Source organism: bacterium (genome assembly GCA_023150945.1).
In the GTDB taxonomy this organism is placed as follows: Bacteria; Zhuqueibacterota; Zhuqueibacteria; order Zhuqueibacterales; family Zhuqueibacteraceae; genus Coneutiohabitans.
Genome location: JAKLJX010000009.1, coordinates 37,884 through 54,904 on the forward strand (window position 1 = coordinate 37,884; position 17,021 = coordinate 54,904).

Here is a 17,021-nt window from a genome sequence, read left to right on the forward strand (position 1 = left end):
TTCCTTACCTCGATCTCATTGACACACTATCCTCCCAATACCGCCACTTCACATACCCGACGCGATCAGGGCTGCCGTCGAGCTGCAGGCCGTGGGTGTTGGGCAAAGCTTCCATCAAAACCTTGCCTTGGTAGATCACTTTCAAAACCTCGGAAGCCGAGTAGCGCAGCGTGCCGCCTGCGCGCGTAACGAACGCGAAATGCGCGTCGGTTTCCACATCGCCGTAGGCGACACGGCCCGCCTCCCAGGTGTAGCGCGGCCGGATGTTCTCGCGCACCAACTCCGCGTGCAGATCGATTTTGACACAGAGATACGAAACGCGGTCGCGGTCCTTGATCTCGAGGCCCACCGCCGCCGGGAACGCCGCCAGCGGCAGCAGCCGCAGCTCGGGCAATTTAGCCGCGGCCTGCTCGCCGGCTCTTAGCGGAATCAGCGCCGTCACGAAAATCTCATAGTCGCCGGCGCGATAATGGCTCGCTTGCGTCTGATAGATCGCAATCTCGTCTTGATAGTGCCGGGTCTCGGCGTAGGTGCCTATTGTCTTGGCGCGCGTCTCCAAAAAGCGAATGAGCAGCCGCTCGTTCTGCGGCAGCGCGAGATTGCCGATGGAATCGATGGTGGTCACGAAATAATTCTCGCCTTGCTCGTGAATCTTGCGCGTGTGCCAGAAGTTGGTGAAGGTGTAGTAATCCGTCTGCTTGACCTCAACCGCATCGATCACCATGAACAGGTTCTGCTCCTTGAGATACGTGACGATGCGGTCCCAGGCATAGCCGAGCGCGTCATCATACAGGCGCGTGCGGCTCATGTCCACCTCGCGCAGCGTGAGAAAGTCGATTTTTTGCGTGCGCACCGGCCGGTAGGCGCCGGAGTTGCGCACGAATTCCTGCAGCGATTGCCGGTTGTCGCGCTTGTTCTTGCGCACCACCAGGCGGTTGTGGAAATAGTCGGCGCGGAACTGGCCGTAAGGCCCGCTCGGCAGGCCGTCGCGATAGCCGCCGTCATGCAGCAACACCGCGCCGCCGGACATGAGCAGGGAGAGGTCATTCTCGTCGGAATGGCCGTGGTGCATCTTTTCCTCTTCCACCGACAGCGTGTGGCGCAAGAACTCGCGATGCACAAAGCCGCCCTCGCCTTCGTCGCGGTAGTTGAGCAGAAGATAAGTGCTGGCCGGATCCCAACCGTTGCGAAAGACGATTTTCTTGCCGACTACGTCATCCAGCACTTCCTGGCTCAGCGAGTGCGGCGGCTGCGGCGTGAGCGTGCTATCGCACCATTGCTGCGCCAGCGCAAAGGTGGAGGCGGCGCCCGTGCCAGTTTGCGGATAGAGCGCGGTCATCTTCGCGAACATGCGCTCCGCCACCCACTTCAGCTCAGGATCGCGATAGCGGCTCGCCAGCCGTTCGCACACTGCGATGTAACGATCCCAGGTGGGATTCCAGTTGGCATCGCCGAAGTCGGGAATATTGTGGGCCGGGGTGAAGAGGCGTTTGAAATACTCGGCATAATAGCGCATCATGGGCGAATCGAACAGCTCCTCGCGCCCGCTGATCTCGGCATAGGTAAACAGCGACAGCAGCCAAATGGGATGATAGATGCTGGCATCTTCGACTTCCCACTGGCGCAGATTGTCGCCGGCGATGATTTCGGCCATTTGCTTCCACCGCGCGGCATGCGGATGGCTCGGCAGCGCCAGGCTGCCGTAATACAGCCCTTCGGCGCGCAGCATGGCGCGATTGTGCGCGCCCCATTCGGGAAAGTGAAACACGAAGTCCAGGCTGTGCGCCAAGTCGGTTTCGATTTTCGTCCGCCTCTGGTCGGTGAGCACGCCGCTGTCGCGCACGCGCAAGTAGGCGCGTACGTAGGGCGGCAGAAAGAAGAAATTCGCCAGCGCCGGAATGCCGTTCACATATTCCGCGCGCGTCTTGGCGTAGTCTTTGGGATAGGCTTGGCGCAAATCGCCATACTCGGCGAGCAATTGCGCCGCGCGCTCGGCATGAATCTTCTCGCGCGTCTCCTGATACAGGAATCCCAGGGCATCGGCGAGGTAAATCGGTTCCGCCGGTGAGTTGTAGCCCCACAGCTCGCTGGGATTGACTCTGGCCTGCCAAGCGGCAATCACTTCCGGATGCTTCTGCCAGGCGTGGGCCACGGCCCGGTTGATGTAATCCAGGTACTGCGATTTTTGCGGTTGTGCCGAGAACGGGAGCGAGAGGATCATGAGCAGCAAAAGAATGGAACGGATGGGAAGGATGGTCATTCGGGTCATTGCGTTGGCCAAAAGATCAAGTCGATACAAGTGTGGTCGCAGGGGGAATCCGCGCCTCTGCCGTCGAGCGCACGGGGGCAGATTCGCGGAGATATTCAAGATGACAAAACTTCGAGCAGAGATCATGAAAGTCGCCAAAGACCGGAGGGTGACAGCGCGAACTGCATCTTCGGCGACTTTCGCAACATTGCCCTGCCGCCCGGCCGGAGCCGACCGCGGCAGTCACTGCGAACAAAAAATGCTCCCAAGGCGGCGCTCGTCCCTGGGAGCATTCACAACGCATGGGCGCGACGCAGGCTTCAGAACGTCAAATTCAGCGAGAAGCGGTGCGTCGTGTCGAGAATGCCGAATTCCGTGAACGCATAATCCAGCACCACCCGGTTGTCGCCCATCGGGACTTTGAGGCCGGCACCGGCGGAGAAACCTTCCTCGGTGCGCCGCGCTTCGATCTTGCGCTGATCGAACTCGTTGCGCTTGGAGTCGGTCACGCCGGAGTAGTTGAACTTGTAGCCGCCGCGGAACGCCAGCTTGTCAGTGAAGGAAAACTCGCCGCCGGCGAAGATCAGTTGATCGGAATCCTGCGGCTTGGTGGCATCCGCGAGCAACGCCACGGTGTACTGTTCCGCCTGCACCACGTTGATCGAACCGCCCACGCTGAACACCAGCGGCAGCGGCGAGCCGATGTCGTAGAACTTCAGGTCACGGCCCAGGTTGTTGATGCGGGCGCCGATCACCGCGCCCCGGAAGCCGAGCTTGTAGAGCGAGCCGAAATCAAAGGCGTAGCTGGTGGCGCTGACATCATCGATGCCCTGGCGGATGAACTTCACCGTGGCGCCGAGCGATAATTTGTCGGTGAAGTTGCGTGCGTACGTCACCTGCACCGCCAGATCAAGATAATCATAGGTTGAGGCGGTTTCGGTGTCATAGGGCTTGAAGGTGTTGAGCAGGAAGCTGGGCACGGCATCGCGATCGGCGGTGATCCCGGAGACGCCCAGGGTCACAAAGCCAATGCCCAGGGTGCCAAAATCGCCAAAATCATGCGCAATGGCGCCGGCGTTGTGGGTCAGGTCGGCAATCCACCGGTTGTAAGTGAACGTGGCCTGCCATTGGTTGTTGCTCAAGGCAATGCCGGCGGGGTTCCAAAACATCTGGTTGACGTCGCCGGAGACCGAGGTCGCGGCCGACCCCATGGCTACGGCGCGCGCGCCGACACCGACCTTCAAGAACGCCGCGCCCGTGAGTCCGGTCTTTTTCACCTGGCCGAAGCCCATGCCGGCAGTCACGAGCACCACCAACAGCGCTGCGATGAGGCGTTGTATGTGATTCATAGTTGATCTCCAAAAAAGTGGAAAACTGCGCAAATTCAAAACGGACGCGAATCAACCGCAGCGGTTATCTCAGAATCGAGAAGTAGCCGGTTTGCTGGCCGCCAGGGTACTCCGCCACGTAGATATACAAGCCACTCGTGACTTCAATGCCGTCTTTGGAGAACATGTCCCAAAACAGCGTGCCGTCATTCGGGTTGGTGCCGGTGAATTCCAGCACATCGATGACCTGGCCGGCAACATCGAGAATCGTGATCTTCGTGCCGGTGGGCAGATTGAAGAACAGAATCTTGTGCTCCAGGCCGGTGTCATGCAGGGCTTGTTTCTTGTAGGGATTCGGTTTGACGCGAATCTTCAAGTCGCCTGACGCAATCTTGGCCGCATCCGCCAGCGGTGCCTTCAAGATGAAATCCGCACCGACCTTCTTCAGGCCATCCAGCGTCTTCGGGAAGAAGGAGTTGCCGGTGGCAAAGTGATAGGTGCCTTCCCACAGACCCGAGGCGCCATTCCAGTTGTTCTTGTGGCTCTCCAGGCTGGTGAAGGGCTGGCCGGCGATGTTGCCGCTTTCATTGTCGTAGGCGGCCACATAGTACCAATACTTGAAGCCGAACTGCACCAACTCGTTGATGTCTTCAAAGACGTACTTGTACTGCCCGGCGTCGGTGCCGGTGTTGAGGAAGTTGGCCAGTTCCGCCTTCGGGATGGTGCGCACGAGTTTGTACGGGCCCCAGGCGTTGGGATCCTGCACGCGGTAGAAATCGGCCGCGGTGCTGATGTTGGGATTGTTGGGCCGGCCCAGCGCTGCCAGCTCGGCATCGGTGGGGTTGGCCTTGGTCTGCTGATGATAGGTCTCCATGATGCGGGTGCCCACCTCGAGCGAATTCACCCGCGGGAAGGCGGTGGTGCGGTAAATCTTGTAGCCCGCAAAATCCGCCGCGGTTTCCGCACGGTTGTCCCACTTCACGTTGACCTTCACGCCCACGCTCGGCTCGATCTTCATGTCGGGAGTCGGCGGCGGGGTCGGCACGTTCCAGTTGTTGTCATAGGCCCACTGCGCCGCTTTGCGCGACTGCCGTGCACCCTGCAACCGGAAGCCCATGTACTCCACCATCACGATATTGATGGTCTCACCCACTTCGAGCGAGAAGGGGCCGACACCCACGTAGAAGTCGCCGTCAAAGCCGTGGGAGTAGGAATAGCCTTCGGTCCAGTCATCTTTGGCGTTGGGGTTGCCCAATTCCCAGTTCTGCACCCAGGAGTTGTTGTACTTCATGCTGCCATCGGGACGGCCGCGCTGGCCTTCCGGCTTGACGATGCCGACGAAGGAGAGCGGATCGCCTTCAACATAGGGTTTGCTGGTGTCAAACCAGTTGGGATCAGGTTTCAGCTCGAACTTGGTGCGGTCCCAAATCTTGCCGCCGTTGGCATACCAGGTGCCCATGGAAAGAATGTGGTTTTCCCAGGCATTGTGATCGTTGTTGCCGTAGCCTTTGCTCACGGAGGTGAACCAGCCGCGTTGCGCGCCGGTGCCCACCGGGTGGCTGTCGTAAATTGTCTTCTTGTCGGGTTGCGCCACGCTGCTGCCGTTGGCGGGCAGCGCGCCTTGCTTCGCCGCGATCCATTGGTGGCCGACGTACAGATCTTGATACCAGCGCCGCGGGTTCATGGTATTGCCCAGCGTGCGCTTGCCGTCCACCGCCCACGGGATGGTGACCTGCTTGCCTGAGGCCGTGGTAAAAGTCCGGGTGGTGGTGAGATCACCAGGCGAGGGCCCGCTGAAATTGACCGGCACATCCCAGGGATTGCCGTTTTCGTCCGGCGTGGCATCGTAGCCGGTAATGACGCCGGTGAACCAGCCGGAAGTGCCGCGCGTGCCCGCCAGGCTGTTGGTCATGCTGTTGATCGGCTCGCTGCGCATGTTGAGCACCAAACAGTTGATGCGGTTGTTGGTGCTCTCCGGGGTGCCGTTGCCGTCGGCGTCGAGCACACCGGTGTTGGTCAACTCGAATTCAACCGCGATGAAGTCGTTCATGTTGGCGTGGTTGACTGCGTACTGCCGCACGCGCATCTTCACATAGACGCCCATGTTGGTCGGGCCTTCGGCCTGATAGAGAATTTGGTTGCGCGCATTGGGATCGACCCACTGCGCCGCATTGTCCGCCAGGCGCTGGTTGTAGGGCGCCGGCAGGCTCACCTTGCTGGTCTCAAAGGCATAGAGATAATCCTTGGCCCGCGGATCGGTCGAGGAAGTGAAGTTGTTGATGCCGGGGGTGTACTCGATCATCTCGATGGCCTGCTTCCACGGAATATGCATGTCGGTGCCGGCGATGTTCTGGGTCGGTGTGGTCCATTGCCGCTCGAGATTACCGACGCGCACCAAATACCAGGACTGGTTGGGATTGTCCTGTTGCTCGTAATACGTCTTTCTCACCCAAGTGGGCGCGAACGTATCCCAGAGATCGCCGGCGGTGATGACGCCGACCTTGGGATAGGGGTCATTGGGTTTGGCGAGGCTCTGAGCCAGGAGATCCTGCTGGAACAGCACTCCGGCCAGGAGTCCGACAAGTATGACAAGGAATTTGGTTGATTTCATAGGTTTCCTCACGATAGAGTGGAGAACGCAAAGTTCGAATCACGGCTGAAGCGGGCCGCGCGGCGGCGGCGCTTAGAACGAGAAATCAATGCCGACATAGATCTCACGCGCGATGTCGTAGAGCGGCAGACCATCCTGCGTCGTCGGCCGGTTCAAATCGCCGGTGGGATCCTGATTCTTCTCCCACAGGGTCGAGCTCGGGATATTGTAGCTGTCCCAGGTCAGGATGTTGCTCTGGTTGAACAGGTTGCGCCCTTCCGCGAACAGCCGGGCGAAGCGCGTGCCGCCGAGATTCAGGCCCTTGGACAAGCGGAGGTCGGTGCGATAGCTCCACGGCGAGCGGTCTTGTTCACGGCCGCGCGGATCCGTGGTGGTGTTGGTCAGGAAATACCAGAACCCGCTTTGCGCCGTGCTGATGCCGGTCACATCGATGTCAAACGGCAGATCGAGCAGGAAGGTCAACGACAGGCGGTGTTCCCGGTCGAAGCCGGAATCCAGCGCGTTGCCGCCGCCGGTGATGTTCACCGGATAGGTATTCCACTGATAGCGATCGTCGAAGGGGATCGGCCCATCCACCACCGAGAAGGAGTTCTTGTTGATGGAGATCGAAGAGGCATTGGCCGCGCCCTTGATGTAGCTGTAGGAGTAGGTGAAACGGCCGGACAACCAGCCCGAAGGCCGCTTCTCCAGCGTGACTTCGATACCACGGGAATCGGCGTAGCCAAAACTGGTCAGATAGGTGTAAGAACCAAAGCCTTGTCCGGCCACCGGATTGATCGTGTAACCGGCGGTGCCGTAGTTGCTGATGTCGCGGTAATAGGCCGTGACGTCAACCGAATAGTCCGGCAGGAACGACCACTGCGTGCCGATTTCGTAGGCTGTGGCCTTGGACGGCTCCAAACCGACGTCTTGCAGCACGGGCAGGGAAGGATTGGCCCAGTTGCCGTAGTTTTCGAACAGCAAGCCGAACGGCGGCGGGGAGAAGAAACGGCCCCAGGAATAGTGCATGGCCGCGTTGTCGGAAATCGGGTGCGAAATACCCAGGCGCGGGCCGATGAACCATTCCACCGGTACATTGGCGGCGCGCAACTGCGTGCGTTGCAGGGCGCCGTTGGCAAGCGTGTCGGTGCGGGAAACGTTGTAGAAATCTTTGAACTGCTCGGCGCCGGTGTCAAACGCATCCACGCGCACGCCGGCGTTGATGATGATGCCCTGATACTCGATGCGATCCTGGGCGTAGAAGGCCCATTCCTTGGGATGCAGCTTGTACGAGGTTTGTTCGAAGGGGAAGCTCTTGTCGAAGGTCTTGATGACCTGGGTGCGTTGCTGGAAGTTCTCCACCGTGTGATAACGGTACAGGAATCCGGCTTTGAGCTGATGGTGGAAACTGATCTGGCTGGTGATATCACCTTTCAGTTGCAGGGCATTGCGCTTCAATTCTTCGTAGTACCAGCCGGGCTGGCCGAAGCGATACTGGCCGGAGCTGAAGGGCACGTCGAAGTAGCGGTCGTTGCCCGGGTCGCCGGTGAAGGCGGTGCGGCGAGTGCCGATCACACCGTTGCCACCCACGCCCAGGTACTTCTCGGATTGCTCCTTGCTGCGGAGAATCAGAAACTCGCCGTTTTCGCCCTCTTCGATGATGCCGTCGCCGTCGTCATCGGAATAGCCGAAGCGCGAGGTGCGGCCGGTGTAGCTCGCGCGCACGTCGAAGAAGGTCTTGGGCGAAATGTTGTTCGTCCACGCCAGGTAGCTCACAATGCCGAGCTTTTCGTTTTGGGGATTGCCGAGCGGGAAGAATTTATACTTGCTGGTGAAGGAACGATTCTTCCAGCCTCCCAGCACGCCGCCGTCGTTGACGATGGCATTGGCGGTGATCTTCTGGGTATTGGTCAGATTGTAGTTCAACTTGAGCGAGGCGTTGGCTTCGCGGTTGAACTCATCGAGAAAGCGGCCATTGGAGTTCAGCAAACGGCCGGTGAAATAGAAGTTGCCCTTGCTCGTCAACGGGCCGCCCAGTGACAGCTCGGCGTCGACGGTGGGATCACTGGCCAAACCGTAATGATCGACGCTCGCCTGATTGAACGTCATCAGGTTGGCCTTCACGCTGTCAGCCGCTTTGCGGTTGTTGAGCAGGGACTGCTTGTCCGCCAGATAACGTGGCAGGTCGTTATAAAGCTTCGGGCCGGCATAATCCAGGCCGCCGGCGCTGCTACGCATGAACAGCTTGCCGGAAAGCTTGCGGCCGCCATCGCGCGTCGCAATGTTGATGATGCCGGCGGAGGCAGCGTCATACTCCGCATTGAAGGTTCCGGCCAACACCGCCAATTCCGAAACCGACTGCGCGTTGACTTCCACCATGTTGGTTTCGTTGCCTTCCGAACGGCGCACGCCGCTGTAGGTCTGGTAGACCTGGTTGCTGCCCGTGCCGCCGGAGAAATAGGTGTCGGAGATGTTGATGCCGTCCACCAGGGTGCGGGAATCATACTTGCGGCCGCCGCGAATGTAGCCGCGGAAAGTGCTGGCCGTGGTTTCCACGATCTGCGCGATGCTCGAGGTCGGCAGGGTATTGTTCAACTCGGCGATGCCGATGTTCGAGCGCGAGGCCGTCAGCGTCCGGTCGACCAGCGGCCGCTCCGCCACCACGGTCACCTCTTCGCCGGCCACCATGGTTTGCGTGAGCGAAATGTCGATCGGCGTGGTGACATCCAGGCTCACTGCGATATTGCTGATGGTGACGGTCTCATAACCGATGTAGGTGACCCGCATGCTGTAAACCCCCGGAGGCACATTCAGAATGAAGTAGTTGCCGTTGGCATCACTGCTGGCGCCCAGGGTGGTGCCGACCACCACCATGTTTGCTCCCGGCAACGGCGCGCCGTTCTGCGCATCTTTCACCGTGCCGGCTATCTTGCCCAAGCCGGCCAAGGCGCTCGTCGCGCCCAGGAAAACGAAGGCAAGCAGCAAGGCGCCAACCACACTTCTCAACGTTCGATCATGCATAATGACCCTCCGTGTTAGAAACCAGGGGATAAATGAGTATCAGATCGTTTCGTGGGTACCGCCGTCCTTTTACCGAAGCGCAAGAATTTAGCCGGCCGTCACCTCCTTCCTTTTTGGAATTTCGATCCTGCGTGGGTTACGCTTCCTGACGCGAAGCACTTCTTGACGCCTGAGCCGGCAACACGGCCCGGCGACCGGGCACTGATTTCAAGACCAGCGCACCGGTCCGCAAAGCTGTCCACCCCGGACCGGGTCTGCGAGAATCTGCTCACCGAACTGACAAATGCGACGTGGGGGAGCGGCTGACGAATTGGGGAAGAGTCGAGATTGGAGCATGAACCGTTTCGTCTGCATGAGTGTTTTCGACCAAAACCAGTTCAACGAATTATGGAGGAACTGCCGCGCTCTTCCTCGACCGCGGCACTGCGAGACGGCACAAGGAGAACAAGAGGGAAATCAGCCAAGTGGCCTGAAAATCAATCATTATTGCCGCCAATATCTTTGCTACCGCTGCGGAAAAAATTGGCTTTTTTGGCGCATTGCTTTTTGGGCCATCGCAGCGATTTGCGGCTTGCTATTCGAGGCGAACTCTGTTACCATTGCGCAGTCTCCGCCCGCAGGACGCCCGCTCGCGACCAGTTTGCCGCCCGTGTGGCCACTGCGCCCGATCAGCGCAGGGGAATTCGCGCTCCCTCCCCTGCCGCCGGCTCAATGCCAGATGCCAAAAAAGAATTCACCGGAAAGGCAATGAAATTTGCGCCGGCGCGGTTAGATTAGTGTCCGTCAAAAAGCATCACCGCCCGGGCGCTTCGTCATGAACAAGAGCGAGTTTTAATCGACTTGTGCAGCTTCGGAGTCAAGCGCTTTGGCGGTTTCTTCATTTCTGGGCAGAGGCGACAGATTATCTTTGCCGGCGGTGCCGGTGAATCGGCCTTATCATTTTGTAGAATATTTGCTTATGCCATCCCGGCGGATTCTTCCGGATTTGGCACGACGCGAGGATTCATGACACGGCGACCAGCGCCGGCAACTCAACGCACTGGCCGCCTCCACCTACTCGAACCTCTCACCCCCACCGGAGGTCAGGAATGCACATCATCGGCATGCACGTACTTGACGCCACGATCATTGTTGCCTACTTCGCGGTCATGATCTGGATCGGGAAGATCCTCCAGAAACGCATGCACAGCACCGAAGACTATTTCATGGGCGGCCGCCGCATGGGCCGGCTGTATCAGTTCTTTCTCAATTTCGGCGGCTCCACCGACGCCAGCCAGGCCGCGGCCGTCTCGCGCGAAATCTACCGCCAGGGCATTGCCGGCATGTGGATTCAATACCTCGTTCTCTTCCTCACGCCCTTCTACTGGTTCACCTCCATGCTCTTTCGCCGCGCCCGGCTGGTGACGCTCGGCGATTTCTTCACCGAACGCTTCGAAAGCAAGTTTTTGGGCGGTGCCTTTGCCGTGTTCACGATCTTCATGGCGCTGTTCGGCACCGCGGTGGGTTATCTGGTCTCGGCGAAGACGTTCATGGCGCTCACGCCCAAGCCGGCGTCGGCCTACACCGCGGCGGAAAGACTGAAGGTGGATTCCTACTACGAGTATCGTGAACTCAAAGTCCTCTATACCGAGGGCAAACTGCCGGAAGAAAAGCAGGCACGCTATCAAGAACTGCGCAGCATGGACAACAAGGGCCAATTGGGCGCTTTCATTTCCCACGTGAAGCCGGTGTATTTCTATTTCGCCTATGGCACCATCGTCTGCATCTACGTGCTGCTCGGCGGACTGACCGCCGCCGCCATGACGGATGTCATCCAGGGCATTCTGATGATATTTTTCTCCTGCCTGCTCATCCCCTTCGGCTTGATCAAGATCGGCGGATTTTCCGGCCTGCACGCCGCGGTGCCGGAACACATGTTCTGGCTGTTCGGCACCGAGGCGCTGAGCGAATATGCCTGGTACACCATCGCGGCGATGTCGTTCGCCAATCTCGTCTCGATCACGGCGGTAGCCACCGGTATGCAGGTGAGCGGGTCGGCGACCAACGAGAATACCGCGCGCTTCGGCATTATCGGCGGCATGATGTTCAAGCGGGTGATGATGATTTTTTGGGCATTCGCCGGCCTGCTCGCCATCGGCTTGTTTGCCGGGCAATTGAATGATCCCGATCTCATCTGGGGCTACATGACGCAACAGCTTCTCGGCCCGGGCTTCATCGGCATCATGATGGTCGGCATTCTGGCTGCCAACATGTCCTCGCTGGATGTGCAGTCGGTCTCGCTCGCCGCGTTGTTCGTCAATCAAGTGTACAAGCCACTGGCGCCGCACAAATCCGAACAGCACTACATGGCCGTGGGCCGCGTGGTGATCTTTCTCACGATTTTCGGCGGCATCGGCATGGCGCTCTACGTCAAAAACTTGCTGGAGCTGTTCAAATACTTCATCAGCATGCCGGCCATTTTCGGCGCCGCGATCTGGCTGGGCTTCATGTGGCGCCGGCTGAGCGCCAAGGCGGTGACGATTCAAGTCTTCGTTTCGTTTCTGATCATCGTCATCATCCCCAATCTATTCACCACATGGGGCGTGACGCGCGGCCATGCGCCGTTTCTGAAGCAAACGGAAGAACGGCAAATCGTCGTTCACACCAAGGCGCTGCAGACCGACGTGGATGCCGGCCTGGCCCGCGAAGTGGGCGAACGCATCGCCAAAACCCGCGTCATTCCGCCCTACCCGATTTTCTTCGACAAAATGGCGCGCGAGAATCCCGAAGATCCCAATTCCCGCCTGATCGGCATCGGCCGGTTCAATGCCGAGTTGTGGGTGCTGAGCTGGTTCGGCCTCGATTTTTCCGGCTTCAACAAAGCCCAGCTCGAAGCCACGCGCTTCGCGTTCGATGCCCTGTTTCCGCTGCTGTGCTTGATTGTGCTGAGCTATTTCACCCGGCCCGCCAGCCGCAAGACGCTGGACTTTTTCTTCGCCAAAGTGCACACGCCGATTCAGCCCACGCACGAAGAAGACACGCGGCTGGTGCTGGCCAACGCGGCACACATGCAGCACTTCGAATCGCGCAAACTCTTTCCCAGAACCCAATGGGAGTTTCACAAGCCGATGAAGATGGATTACCTCGGCTTCTTCGGCACCTGGGGACTGGTTGGGTTGATCGTTTTGTTGTTGTGGATTGTGGTCAATCTCGGTGCTTAGCACAACGGCGCAAGGCCGGACTTGGACACAAGGGCTGGCAGAGAAATCTCCTCACTCCGCGTCCAAGTCCGACTTCGCATGTGTATCCAACGGAGACTTGGCATGAGTATGAACAAAAAATTCCGTCTCAACCGTCTCTTTGGCACCTCCGGCAAATGCCTGGATGTTGCCATCGACCACGGCTTCTTCAATGAAGTGAGCTTTCTCAGCGGCATCGAGAACCTCGAGCACGCCATTCATGCGCTGGTGGCGGCACAGCCCGATGCCATTCAACTCACCGTCGGCCAGGCGGAAATCCTGCAGCGCATTCCCGGCAAGCACAAGCCGGCACTGGTGTTGCGCACCGACGTCGCGAATTGCTACAACCCGCAGGTCCACGACGTGCTGTTCAGCTACGTCATCGATGATGCGGTCGAGCAGGCGCTGGTGCTCGACGCCGCGTGCGTGGTGGTGAATTTGTTGATCCTGCCCAACCAGCCGGATTTGCACCGCCAGTGCGTGGCCAACGTCGCGCGCCTGAAACCGGTCTGCGAACGCTACGGCATGCCGCTGATGGTCGAACCGCTGGTGATGCAGCCCAACGAGAAAAAAGGCGGCTATCAGGTCGACGGCGATCTCAACAAGATTTTGCCGCTGGTGCGCCAGGCCAGCGAGCTGGGCGCGGACATCATCAAGGCCGACCCCTGCGACGACGTCAGCCAGTATCATCGCGTCATCACGATTGCCGGCCGGCCGGTGCTGCCGCGCGGCGGCGGCAAGGCCGCCGAACGTGAGGTTTTGCAGCGCACCTATGATCTCATCCAGCAGGGCGCGAGCGGCATTGTCTACGGCCGCAACATCATCCAGCACGAAAAGCCGGTGGCGATGACGCGCGCGCTGATGGCGATCGTGCACGAAGGCGCCAGTGTCAACCAGGCGCTCGCGCTGCTGAAAGATTAGCGCCGCAAAATTGCGCGGTCTGTTGCGCCGGCTCGCGGCTTCCCGGCGCTTGCCGGCAGCGCTCCCAACGCGCCGCTGGCGCCGTTGCCTTGCAGAACGCCGCGAGCACTCTGTTGCCCGGTGTCGTCCCGCAGGGATCTTGTGAGTCACTTGGCACAGCGCCTGGATTCTGGCCTTTGTTTCTGAGTACAGCTTGCGAGCGTGAGCAGATTTTGTGAGTCACTTGGCACAACGCCCAAATCCCCATGGGGATAGACCGCAACGCAAAGTAGATTGCCAGCAGATGAAAATGTTCTCAATGCGAGACGGACAAACTGCTGCTGCATGACCTTTCCAATAAATGACTGACCCAAACCCTCGTGAGACCCCATGCCTGCGCAACGCAAAATCCGCTTCGGCGTCATCGGCTGCGGCCTGATGGGCCGTGAATTTGCGGTGGCCTGTGGCCGCTGGCCCGCCCTGTTGGAGACCAAAGCCCGGCCTGAAATCGTGGCGATCTGTGATCTCAACGAAAAATTGTTCGACTGGTACACCGGCAATTTTTCCTCGATCAAGCTGGCCACGCGCAACTATCACGACTTGCTCGCCGCCTCAGAGGTGGACGCCGTTTACTGCGCCGTGCCGCATCACTTGCACGAACAATTCTATTGTGACATTCTCGCCGCCGGCAAGCATCTGCTGGGCGAGAAGCCTTTCGGCATCGATTTGGCCGCCAATCAACGCATCCTCGCCGCCATCGCACAGCATCCGAAACTGTTCGTGCGCTGCTCCTCGGAATATCCCTTCTACCCCGGCGGCCATCAGGTGCACAAGTACATTCTCGAGAATCCCTGGGGCCGCATCATCGAAGTCAACAGCGGCTATCTGCATTCTTCCGATCTGAATTTCAACAAAGCCATCAATTGGAAACGCACGCTGGCGATCAACGGCGAGTACGGCTGCCTGGGCGATCTCGGCATGCACGCGCTGCATTTGCCTTTGCGCGCGCGCTGGCTTCCCACGCGGCTGTATGCTGCGCTCACCAAGATCGTCACCCACCGGCCGGACGGCAAAGGCGGCATGGCGCCCTGCGAAACCTGGGACAATGCCACGCTGCACTGCGAAGTCAAGCACCCGAGCGAGGGCTATACCTTTCCGATGACGGTAAAGACCTATCGCATCGCGCCGGGCGAAACCGATACCTGGTACCTCGAAGTGCTGGGCACCAAATTCAGCGCGCGCTACAGCACCAAGTTCACCAAAACGCTGCAGACCATGCGCTACGAAAACGGCGGACCGCAAGTCTGGCAGCACGAGGATCTGGGCTATGCCTCGGCCTACACGACGGTGACCGGCGGCATTTTTGAATTCGGCTTCACCGATGCCATTCTGCAGATGTGGGCCGCTTTCATCGACGAGCTTCATGAGCCGCGGCCGAACATGCCCTTCGGCTGTATCACGCCGGAAGAAACCCTGCTGCAGCATAAGATTCTCACCGCGGCGCTGCACTCGGGCAAAACCGGCAATGCCGTTGCGGTATGACATGGTGATTGGCCTGGCAAACTCGTTTATTGCAAGTGCTCAGCAGCAAACGCTGAGAGAGTCTTGATCACAAAGCAAACATTTCAACCGCGCAGACGTGGTGAGCGCAGCGCCGTCACCTCAAATAGCCGCTCAGCGTTTTCTGCGACTCCGCGGTTGATTCTCGGTTCCGGCTCGACCGGCCCAGGGAGATACCTGCCATGAAACGATCGCAAATCAACGCGCTGCAACGCGAGGCCGTTGCTTTTTTCGAGCAACATCACTTTCATTTACCGCCGTGGGCATTCTGGACTACGGCCGACTGGCAGAAGAACCGCAGCCACGCACAGGAAGTCGTGGACAAAAAGCTCGGCTGGGACCTCACCGATTTCGGCCTGGGCAAGTTTCGCGCAATGGGCCTGGTGATGTTCACCCTGCGCAACGGCAAACTGGGCGAGGTGGGCGGCAAAGACTATTGTGAAAAAGCCATGATCGCGCAAGAAGAGCAGGTGACGCTCTGGCATTTTCACTGGCACAAGATGGAAGACATCATCAATCGCGGCGGCGGCGACCTGGTCGTCGAAGTCTGCAACGCCACGCCCGAGGAGCAACTGGCGGACACGCCGGTAACTGTGCTCACCGATGGCGTCGCCCGCACCGTCGCGGCGCAGGGCAAGATCATCTTGCGGCCCGGCGAAAGCATTACGCTGCCGCCCCGCATGTATCATCAATTCTATGCCGCGGCGGGCAAAGGCCCGGTGTTGATCGGCGAGGTGTCGCGCGTGAATGATGATGACAAGGACAATCGCTTTCTCGCGCCGGTAGGCCGCTTTCCGACGATCGAGGAAGATGAGCCGCCGTTGTACTATTTGTGCAACGAATACCCGGCCTAGCTCTCTTTGGACGCAGAGGAATGCTGATGGTCGTCTCTGTCTGTGTTCTTCTCTGAGCAGCAACGTCCCCCGGGTGCAGGCGCGCGGCGACACCATCATTGCCACGCGCAGAGAATTCTCCCGTCAAATCATTTTGCCTTGCATTGGGATCACCCCATGGCAACCCTCTTCGGCAAAACCTGGACGCGCGCCGAGCTGCTCGCACATGTCGGCGATATTCGCCAGCTCGCCGATATTCGTTTGTGCGAGTTGAACGACGGCCCGGGCCGCGGCGTGCGCCTGGCGGAGTTCAAAACCGGATCCGGCTTCAGCTTCACCGTGCTGCTCGATCGCGGCCTGGATATTCACGACGCCAACTACCAAGGCATGGCGCTGGCGTGGCAATCCGCCGGCGGCATCACGGCACCGTCTTTGTTCGAGCCGGAGGGCCTGGGCTGGTTGCGCACGTTTCACGGCGGCTGGCTGAACACCTGCGGCCTGACCAACGCCGGCTCGCCTGGCCGCGATGAGCTGGGTGAGTACGGCCTGCACGGCCGAATTTCGAATCTGCCGGCGCAACTCCTCGGTTGCGGCGGCCGCTGGCGCGGTGATGACTACGAGCTGTGGCTCGCGGCGAGCGTGCGCGAGACCTCGGTGTTCGGATGCAATCTGCAATTGACGCGGCGGCTGACCGCGCGCCTCGGCGAGAGCATGCTGGAGATTGCCGACACCATCGAGAATCTCGGCGATAAGCCCACGCCGTTCATGCTGCTCTATCACTGCAATTTCGGATTTCCATTGCTGGCGGAGGGCAGCCGAGTGGTGATCAACCAAGAATCCGTCCGGTCGCGCGATGCCGCGGCCCAAGCCGGACTCGACCGGCATTTGGTCATGGAAGCGCCGCAAGCCGGCTATGCGGAACAGGTTTTCTTTCACGCCGCAAAGGCAGCACAAGACGGCATGGTGACCGCGGCGCTGATCAATGACGGCCTGCAGTTGGCGGGATACGTTTCCTATCGCCAGCGGGAACTGCCCGAGTTGATCGAATGGAAGCAAATGGGCAGCGGCACGTACGCGCTGGGCCTGGAGCCGGCCAACTGTCTGGTGATGGGCCGCGCCGCCGAGCGCGAACGCGGCACCTTGCGCCACCTCGCCCCGGGTGAAACGTGCGAAACCCTGCTGCGCCTGGGCGTGGCCGCAGGCCGCAATAACCTCGCTCGACTCCTCGAGACGATAGGTGGTGAAGGGCGATGATTGCCGTTTGGACTTTTGCACGATTTGCACTGCAAACACGGTGAATTCAATTCTTGTCAGAAGATTGCC

General features: G+C 59.5%; 10 protein-coding genes. 6 read left to right on the forward strand and 4 right to left on the reverse strand.

Going from position 1 to position 17,021, the window contains the following annotated elements:
* Positions 1-4 precede the first annotated feature (4 nt).
* From L6R21_13370 to L6R21_13385, 4 genes are all read right to left on the reverse strand, one after another.
* Positions 5-2,260 carry a hypothetical protein gene (locus L6R21_13370; protein MCK6560180.1) on the reverse strand — a complete coding sequence of 752 codons (2,256 nt, stop codon included), beginning with the start codon at positions 2,258-2,260 and terminating at the stop codon, positions 5-7.
* Between the two features lie 308 nt (positions 2,261-2,568).
* On the reverse strand, positions 2,569-3,597 hold the full coding sequence (locus tag L6R21_13375) for a PorV/PorQ family protein (protein ID MCK6560181.1): 1,029 nt from the start codon (positions 3,595-3,597) through the stop codon (positions 2,569-2,571).
* Positions 3,598-3,661: 64 nt separating this feature from the next.
* Entirely contained in the window at positions 3,662-6,187 is a 2,526-nt protein-coding gene (locus L6R21_13380; protein ID MCK6560182.1) for a hypothetical protein, read from the reverse strand.
* A gap of 72 nt (positions 6,188-6,259) precedes the next feature.
* Positions 6,260-9,187: a carboxypeptidase-like regulatory domain-containing protein gene (locus L6R21_13385; protein ID MCK6560183.1), complete on the reverse strand. Its 2,928-nt coding sequence runs from the start codon at positions 9,185-9,187 to the stop codon at positions 6,260-6,262.
* A 334-nt stretch (positions 9,188-9,521) separates the two neighbouring features.
* Between L6R21_13385 and L6R21_13390 the strand changes: the two genes are divergently transcribed.
* The 6 genes from L6R21_13390 to L6R21_13415 all read left to right on the forward strand — a co-directional run bounded on the left by L6R21_13390 (position 9,522) and on the right by L6R21_13415 (position 16,952).
* Entirely contained in the window at positions 9,522-9,938 is a 417-nt protein-coding gene (locus tag L6R21_13390) for a hypothetical protein (GenBank protein ID MCK6560184.1), read from the forward strand.
* A 337-nt stretch (positions 9,939-10,275) separates the two neighbouring features.
* Entirely contained in the window at positions 10,276-12,387 is a 2,112-nt protein-coding gene (locus L6R21_13395; protein ID MCK6560185.1) for a sodium:solute symporter family protein, read from the forward strand.
* Positions 12,388-12,495: 108 nt separating this feature from the next.
* Positions 12,496-13,326, forward strand: coding sequence for an aldolase (locus L6R21_13400; protein ID MCK6560186.1), 831 nt, complete (start codon positions 12,496-12,498; stop codon positions 13,324-13,326).
* A 369-nt stretch (positions 13,327-13,695) separates the two neighbouring features.
* Positions 13,696-14,847: a Gfo/Idh/MocA family oxidoreductase gene (locus L6R21_13405; protein ID MCK6560187.1), complete on the forward strand. Its 1,152-nt coding sequence runs from the start codon at positions 13,696-13,698 to the stop codon at positions 14,845-14,847.
* A gap of 200 nt (positions 14,848-15,047) precedes the next feature.
* Positions 15,048-15,719 carry a D-lyxose/D-mannose family sugar isomerase gene (locus tag L6R21_13410; protein ID MCK6560188.1) on the forward strand — a complete coding sequence of 224 codons (672 nt, stop codon included), beginning with the start codon at positions 15,048-15,050 and terminating at the stop codon, positions 15,717-15,719.
* Between the two features lie 156 nt (positions 15,720-15,875).
* Positions 15,876-16,952, forward strand: coding sequence for an aldose 1-epimerase family protein (locus L6R21_13415; protein ID MCK6560189.1), 1,077 nt, complete (start codon positions 15,876-15,878; stop codon positions 16,950-16,952).
* Positions 16,953-17,021 lie beyond the last annotated feature (69 nt).